The sequence below is a fragment of the Microcystis sp. LE19-8.1F genome (assembly GCF_027531715.1).
GTDB classification, from domain to species: Bacteria; Cyanobacteriota; Cyanobacteriia; order Cyanobacteriales; family Microcystaceae; genus Microcystis; species Microcystis wesenbergii_A.
On record NZ_JAPZSO010000084.1, the window covers coordinates 91,105 to 98,489 of the forward strand.

The 7,385-nt window shown below is 45.3% G+C and carries 6 protein-coding genes; 5 read left to right on the forward strand and 1 reads right to left on the reverse strand.

The window, feature by feature from the left end:
• Window positions 1-67 precede the first annotated feature (67 nt).
• The 3 genes from O9334_RS09125 (at window position 68) to O9334_RS09135 (ending at window position 2,073) form a co-directional block, all read left to right on the forward strand.
• Complete coding sequence (locus O9334_RS09125; protein ID WP_190380501.1) at window positions 68-1,231, forward strand: S-layer homology domain-containing protein; 1,164 nt, start codon at window positions 68-70, stop codon at window positions 1,229-1,231.
• 342 nt (window positions 1,232-1,573) lie between these two features.
• Window positions 1,574-1,801 carry a hypothetical protein gene (locus O9334_RS09130; RefSeq protein WP_002735837.1) on the forward strand — a complete coding sequence of 76 codons (228 nt, stop codon included), beginning with the start codon at window positions 1,574-1,576 and terminating at the stop codon, window positions 1,799-1,801.
• Complete coding sequence (locus tag O9334_RS09135; RefSeq protein ID WP_004161552.1) at window positions 1,798-2,073, forward strand: ParE family toxin-like protein; 276 nt, start codon at window positions 1,798-1,800, stop codon at window positions 2,071-2,073. The genes O9334_RS09130 and O9334_RS09135 overlap by 4 nt, the downstream gene beginning before the upstream one ends.
• Window positions 2,074-2,568: 495 nt before the next feature.
• Here the strand turns inward: O9334_RS09135 and dusB are convergent, their stop codons facing one another.
• Window positions 2,569-3,576, reverse strand: a complete 1,008-nt coding sequence (gene dusB / locus O9334_RS09140) for a tRNA dihydrouridine synthase DusB (protein ID WP_045362757.1) — start codon at window positions 3,574-3,576, stop codon at window positions 2,569-2,571.
• Window positions 3,577-3,775: 199 nt separating this feature from the next.
• On the opposite strand from dusB, the gene O9334_RS09145 reads away from it, so the two are divergent.
• On the forward strand, window positions 3,776-5,350 hold the full coding sequence (locus O9334_RS09145) for a glucose-6-phosphate isomerase (RefSeq protein ID WP_287999936.1): 1,575 nt from the start codon (window positions 3,776-3,778) through the stop codon (window positions 5,348-5,350).
• Between the two features lie 216 nt (window positions 5,351-5,566).
• Entirely contained in the window at window positions 5,567-6,781 is a 1,215-nt protein-coding gene (locus O9334_RS09150; protein ID WP_287999938.1) for an ABC transporter permease, read from the forward strand.
• The last annotated feature ends 604 nt before the right edge of the window (window positions 6,782-7,385 follow it).

Consider the following 7,385-nt stretch of genomic DNA (forward strand, 5'->3'; position numbering starts at 1 on the left):
AAGCTAGGATAAAGCTAAGGAAACAATATTAGTAAAGACCGTGAGTAAGTTTATTCGCTACAGTACAATGATCACCCTGCTGGGCATTTTAGCAGCCTGTAGTGGCAATCCTGTCCTAGAAAATCGTCTGGCTGCCGATCCTAATCTACAAACAAATCCCATACCAGAAAACTCTCCTAATAACAAGCAATTACCCGCAAATTTTCCCGCAGAAATTCCTCGATATAGTCAATCAGAATTATTATCCGTGCAGACAAATCCCGATAATACCGGTGGACAAACCCGTTGGCAATCCAACGATCCCAGCAATGCGATCGAGGCTTTTTATCAACAGGAATTAGTTAATAATAATTGGGAAATTATCACTCCCTTTTCTGGGGAAGGAGTCAATAGTACCCTGACGGCCCGTCGAGATAATTTAGAATTAACTATCACCATAACTGCCACTTCTCCCAATACCGAATATAGCCTCGATTATCGTCCAACAGGAACGCCGATTGCTTCCCCTAGTCCCTCCCCTAGTCCCTCCCCGTTACCCAATCTCAATCCCACCAGTTTTAACGATCTCGAATCCTTACCTAATCCCTTAAAGAGCCACATTCAAGACTTAGCTAGATTGGGAGTATTAACAGGTAATAACAATCAGTTTAACCCTAATGATACAATAACGCGCCGAGAATTTGCGCGCTGGTTGTTACGGGCTAATAATGCGATTTATGCTAATGTGGCGGGTAAACAAATCCGTTTAGCTACTCCCAATAGTTCCCCAGCTTTTAGTGATGTTAAAAATAACGATCCCGATTATATTTATATTCAAGGATTAGCGGAAGCGGGGTTAATTCCCTCTCCTTTAACGGGAGATAGTAGCGCCCTTTTATTCCGTCCCAATGCCCCTTTAACCCGGGAAGATTTAATCGCGTGGAAAGTGCCATTAGATATCAGAAAAGCTTTACCGAGTGCCAATCTTGATACGATTAAAAATACTTGGGGTTTTCAGGATACTAATAAAATTAACCCGCAGCTGGTGCGCGCTCTTTATGCCGATTTTCAAAATGCCGAACAAGCCAATATTCGGCGAGTTTTTGGTTTTACTACCCTATTTCAGCCAAAAAGACCAGTAACTCGCGCTGAAGCTGCCGCTACTTTATGGTATTTTGGTTTTCAAGGTGATGGTGTTTCCGCTGCCGATGCCGTACAAGGTCAAGATACGCAACAGAGTGGGGTTAATTAATAGGTAAATGTTGTTGTTTCCTAACAACTTAGGATGGGAGAGTAGTAAAAATTGTCCTTAAAAGGTGTCCAGCTATCATTATTTACCGAAGATTCAGCTCTCAAATCAGCAACGCCCAAGATTCTGCCAATGTTCAGCATTCAAGGGGATAGCCAATCATTGTTTCTTCCCCATTATCCCACTATTCCGCAACAAGTCTAATATACGGGAAGCGATCGAGCTTTATTTACAACCTGATGCTATCGACCTTCCACCCGGAGCAGTAATCCGTGAGGTTATGGTCCGATGACTCGACTCAGGAGGTGGTAAAATATTCCCATGCCTGTAAAACATTAACAAAACATGACTACTCTGTTGCAAAAAGCATTCACAGAAATCCAGAAACTGCCAGAGTCTCTTCAGGATGAACTTGCTCAACAATTGCTAGAAGATATTGAAAGTGAATTAAAGTGGCAGCAAAGCCTTTCTAACGAAGATCTGGAATTGGGAGCTTTAATAACAATGGCACAGGAAGCCCTGATAGAAGAACAAGAGGGGAGAACAGAAGATAAAGGCTTTGGGGAAGAATGAAGTCAGCCAGAACCAAGAGGTTTCGTCAACTTTTTCTCAGTTTGCCGCAAAGGGTACAAGAAACAGCCAAGAAAAATTACGAGATTTGGCAAGAAAATCCATTTCACCCCAGCCTAGAGTTCAAAGAGGTGAAACCAAGAGAAAAAATCTGGTCAGTCAGAGTCGGCATTGGATGGCGAGCATTAGGGATTAAGAAGTCAGACGAAGAAAAGATAGTTTGGTTCTGGGTTGGTTCACACTCCGAGTATGACAAGATTCTAGGTAAGAATTAGGAGCGATCTAACCAATCACTGCACCCGACCGAGAGTTAGACTAATAATATCATTCAAGGTTGATGATAGCGGGTCAGTGCGATCGTTATCTGTAAATATTCTCGTTTTCAAGGTTTAATTGGGCAATAGCTCTATCAATTAAATCACAGCCCTAGGCTGGTTTGACGCAAGGAAACCCAACCCCTTCGTTTAACTGAATATATCGGAATAGTCAGGAGCAGGCAAGCAAATTGCGCCATAAGGCTGAAACCCGTGAGCGGGCTTAGGTAGGGTTTGCTGAATAAATGTGAAATATAGACGAGGTAAGGTTTTAGGGGACTGTTTCGCGAAACAGGTGCAAGATTTTGAGAGTCCTGTAGGGGCGAAGCATTCGGGCATAACCTATCGCTGAAACCGTAGATTTCCTATCCGAATGCTTCGCCTCTACTTTTTCAGCAAACCCTACTTAGACTAATAATATCATTCAAGGTTGATGATAGCGGGTCAGTTCAACCGTTATCTGTAAATATTCTCGTTTTCAAGGTTTAATTGGGCAATAGCTCTATCAATTAAATCACAGCCCTCCGCCAGGGATTCGATCCGCGAAAACCGATCGCGCCAAACCGCCGCACCGGTAAAATTCTGACAATACCAAGCCAAATGTTTCCGGGCTTGCCAAATACCGCGTTGTCCCTTGTATAGCCATAGCCCCTGTAAATGCTCTTTAGCTAGGCTTAACAGGTCAATAGAGGTGGGTTTCGGCAACTTTTTGCCTGTTTTGAGGTAATAATCGATTTCCCCCACCAAATAGGGATAACCGAGGGTTCCCCGCGAACACATCACCCCATCGGCCCGGGTAAATTCCAAACAATTAATCGCCGCTTCCACAGAAACGATATCACCATTAGCAATGACAGGAATTGATAAAACCTCCTTCACCCGTTTAATCCATTGCCAATCGGCCGGCCCGTGATAACCCTGTTCCCTAGTGCGTGCGTGCAGGGTCAACATTTGCGCTCCCGCATCTTGCAAACGACGGGCAAAATCGATAATATTAATCTCCTGAGCGTTCCATCCCAAGCGAGTTTTCACCGTTACTGGCACCGATACCGCTCCCACCACTTCCCTAACAATTTGCTCGGCAATTTCTGGCTGTCGTAAAAGCGAAGAACCGCCGCCTTTTTTAGTAATTTTATTAACTGGACAACCCATATTAATATCGATGGTCATCGCTCCTTCTTTAACCGCTTTTTCCGCCGCCACAGCCATAAAATCGGGACGGCAATCAAATAATTGCATACTAATGGGTTGTTCTTTGTCCCCGATAACCATTAATTGCGGTAACTCTTGCAGCTGGGAGATTTCTGTCGCATTAACCATCTCGGTATAGAGCATGGAATCAGGAGCAAAGCGTCTCACCAAGCGCCGAAACACTAAATCGGTGACACCGGATAAAGGTGATTGCAAGACGCGGCTATGCACTTCTAAGTTACCGATTTTGAGGGGGGATGAGTAGATAGCCATAGGAAAGGTTAAAAAATCAACAGCCAACACCAGCAAACCGAACAATTAGGGGATAGTTCCGTCACTGTTAGCATTTTGCCAACCCCTAATATATGGTTAACCGTCATCTTCTAGTCTAAAACTACCTGTATGATGATTGGAGAGGATAGAATCCTATCTCCCCTAAACGAGTAATTAAACAAAAATTTCGCTTTTTTTTATGGATAATCTGCAACTCTGGCAACGTTACCAAGATTGGTTATACTATCACCCTAACCTAGAACTTTATCTCGATGTCAGTCGGATTCCCTTCGATGAGGCTTTTCTCAAAGGTCTAGAAGCAAAATTTGAGCGCGCTTTCCAAGATATGGCAGCTTTAGAACAGGGTGCGATCGCCAATCCCGACGAACAGCGTATGGTCGGCCACTACTGGCTGCGCGCTCCTGAACTCGCTCCTAACCAGGAATTGCGGGACGAAATCACCGAACCCGTAGCACAGATCAAAGAATTTGTCAAAAAAATTCACTCCGGAGCGATTAAGCCGCCCAATCGGGGAAAATTTAGCCATATTCTCTGTGTCGGCATCGGGGGGTCTGCTTTGGGTCCCCAATTCGTCGGTTCGGCTCTATCCCCCCTTAATCCCCCCTTAGAGATTGCTTTTATTGATAATACCGACCCTAAAGGCATCGATCGCACCCTAGCCCATTTACCCCTAGCTACCACCCTGGTTATCGTCACCAGTAAATCCGGCGGCACTCCCGAAGCGAGAAACGGAATGTTAGAAGTCCGCAACGCTTACGAAAAACAAGATTTAGACTTTCCGCCACACGCGGTCGCCGTCACTATGCCGGGTAGCCAACTGGACAAATACGCCCAAGATTGGCTAACTCGTTTCCCCATGCAGGATTGGGTCGGTGGTCGTACATCAGAACTATCCGCCGTCGGTCTTCTCCCGGCCGCTTTGCAGGGTATCGACATTGATGAAATGTTAGCCGGGGCCAAAGAAATGGACATCGCCACCCGCGTCCATAACCTGAAAAAAAATCCTAGCGCCCTACTTGCTCTAGCTTGGTATCATGAGGGCAATGGCAAGGGAGAGAAAGATATGGTGATTCTGCCCTACAAAGACAGTCTCTATCTCTTTAGCCGCTATCTGCAACAATTGGTCATGGAGTCCCTCGGTAAAGAAAAAGACCTCGATGGTAATAAGGTGTACCAAGGGATCGCCGTCTATGGTAACAAAGGTTCCACGGACCAACACGCCTACGTCCAACAATTACGCGAAGGTATTCCCAATTTCTTCGCCACTTTTATTGAAGTGTTAAAAGACCGACAAGGAGATTCCATGGAAGTGGAAACTGGCTCCACTGCTGGCGATTTCCTCTCAGGATTACTGCAAGGTACTCGACAAGCTTTATACGAAAATAGTCGTCACTCTATCACTATCACTATCCCAGAGGTTACTCCCCGTCAGGTGGGGGCCTTGATCGCCCTCTACGAACGGGCCGTTAGTTTCTATGCTAGTTTAGTTAACATTAACGCCTACCATCAACCCGGGGTAGAAGCAGGGAAAAAAGCCGCCGCTTCTATTCTGGATTTACAAAGAAAAATCGTGCAAGTTGTTCGGGAAACGGGAACTGCTCTCGACCTAACCACACTAGCGGCCAAAATCGGCTCTAGTGACCAAGTTGAGGCTATCTATAAAATCGTCCGTCATCTCCACGCTAATCAGCGCAGTTTAACTATTACCGGCGATTTAAGCAAACCGGAAACGATCCAAATCTCTACCCGCTAATCAGTTATCAGTTATCAGTTATCAGTTATCAGTTATCAGTTATCAGTTATCAGTTATCAGTTATCAGTTATCAGATGTAAGTTAATTAGTTAATTAGTTATTTATTTATCTTCATCTTTATCCCTGATAACTGATTACTGTTTACTTTTCACTGTTTACTGTTTACTTTTCACTGATTACTGTTTACTGATCACTGATCACTGAATGTAACTAACCATGGAAATGCTCGAAAACCTGAAAATGGCTTTTTCCGCTTTGATGGGCAATAAACTGCGTAGTGGTCTGACTATGCTGGGAATTGCTATCGGTAACGCCTCCGTCATTGCCCTAGTGGGAGTGGGTGAAGGAGCGCAAAAAGTCGCCCTCGAGCAGTTTGAAGCCCTCGGTCCGAATGTTTTATTTGTTTCCACCTCCTCGCGCAATGTCCGGCGGACAATTCCTAATCCCCGGCCCCTCACCTACGAAGATGCTCAAGCGATCGCATCTCAAGTTCCCGCCATTGCCGCCATTTCTCCCGAATTGAGCGGTAAAAGAATCTTATCCTTCGGTAATAGAACCAGTAATAGCCCCCTGATTGGGGTGGGAGCCGAGTACCTAAACGTGCGTAACCGTCAACTATCTAAAGGTAGATTTATTATGGAATCTGACCTGAAACGGGATAATCGCGTGATTGTCTTGGGATCGGAATTAGCCAAAAATCTCTTTGGTAATCGCAATCCCGTCGGCGAAAATCTTCGCATCGGCAATCTTAGTTTTCAAGTTATTGGAATTTTACAGGCGAAAGGCTCCTTATTTGAGGCTAATCAGGACGATCGAGCTTTAATTCCCCTAACTACCATGTCTAATCAGGTTTTAGGGCGCAATTCTATCTTTGGCATTCCCCTGACTCATATTTCTGTCTTGGCGAAAAACTCTGCCCAAATTAAAGCCGCCCAGTTTCAGATTAGCAACCTGCTGCAAATGCGTCATCAGGTCAGCGACGAGAATTATGTGCAGGTTTTCCTCCAAACCACAGTCTTAGAAATGGCCAAAGAGACTAACGATAGTTTAACTAGAATGTTAGCCTCGATCGCCAGTATTTCCCTTTTTGTTGGGGGAATCGGCGTAATGAATATTATGCTCGTGTCAGTCACGGAAAGAACCCAAGAAATCGGGTTAAGAAAGGCTTTAGGAGCCAAAGAAGGGGATATAAAAGGTCAATTTCTCATTGAATCGGTGATTTTAGCCACCACTGGCGGAATTATCGGGATTTTTGTCGGCATTCAAGGAATGTATCTAGCGGGAATTTTTGCCGCTTTAACCACCAGTGTCTCAATCCCTGCGATAATTCTCGCTTTAGGAGTTTCTAGTGCCATCGGTCTGATTTTCGGTGTTGTTCCCGCTCATCGTGCCGCTAAATTAGACCCAATCGTTGCTTTGAGAAGATTATAAGACTTCTGACCAAAGTAAGCTCTTGAGCTGCTATCAGGTCATACTCCCCTCTCCCACCCCCCCTGCCCCCCCGATGTCGGGGGGCAGGGGGCAAGGGGGGGGGAAATTTATCGACAAAGATGGCCAATAGATATTGAAGAAGTATTTGGCAAAAGCTTATTAGATAGGGCTTGCTGAAAAAGTTTGTTGGTGGGGTTAGGAGTCGGTCGTCAGTAGCCGGTCGTCGGTCGGGGAAGTCAGAATAACACAATGACCTCGCGCACTGGGAAGCAGAACCCTTTGCAATCGCCTCCGGAAAGTGCAAGGGTTTTGAGTCTCTCGGATCGATTTCTCAACCTTTGTTTCTTGCACTTTTTTGGCTAAAAAAGTCCCAAAACCGTTTTCTAGTAAAACTTCCAGTAATTTTCAGCAAGCCCTAGATAAATTGCGCTATTTACGGAGTTTTATGTGTCAACATATCAGCTAAGTAGTCGTGCAAAATTAATTTCCTAGTCGAGACAGGAGACAGGCTTCGGCCGTGAGCTTTTGCGTTCGACAAAAGCTCACGCCGAGGTCCGAACGGAGACAGGAGACGGTCGTCAGGAGACGGGGACTCCGGGACAGC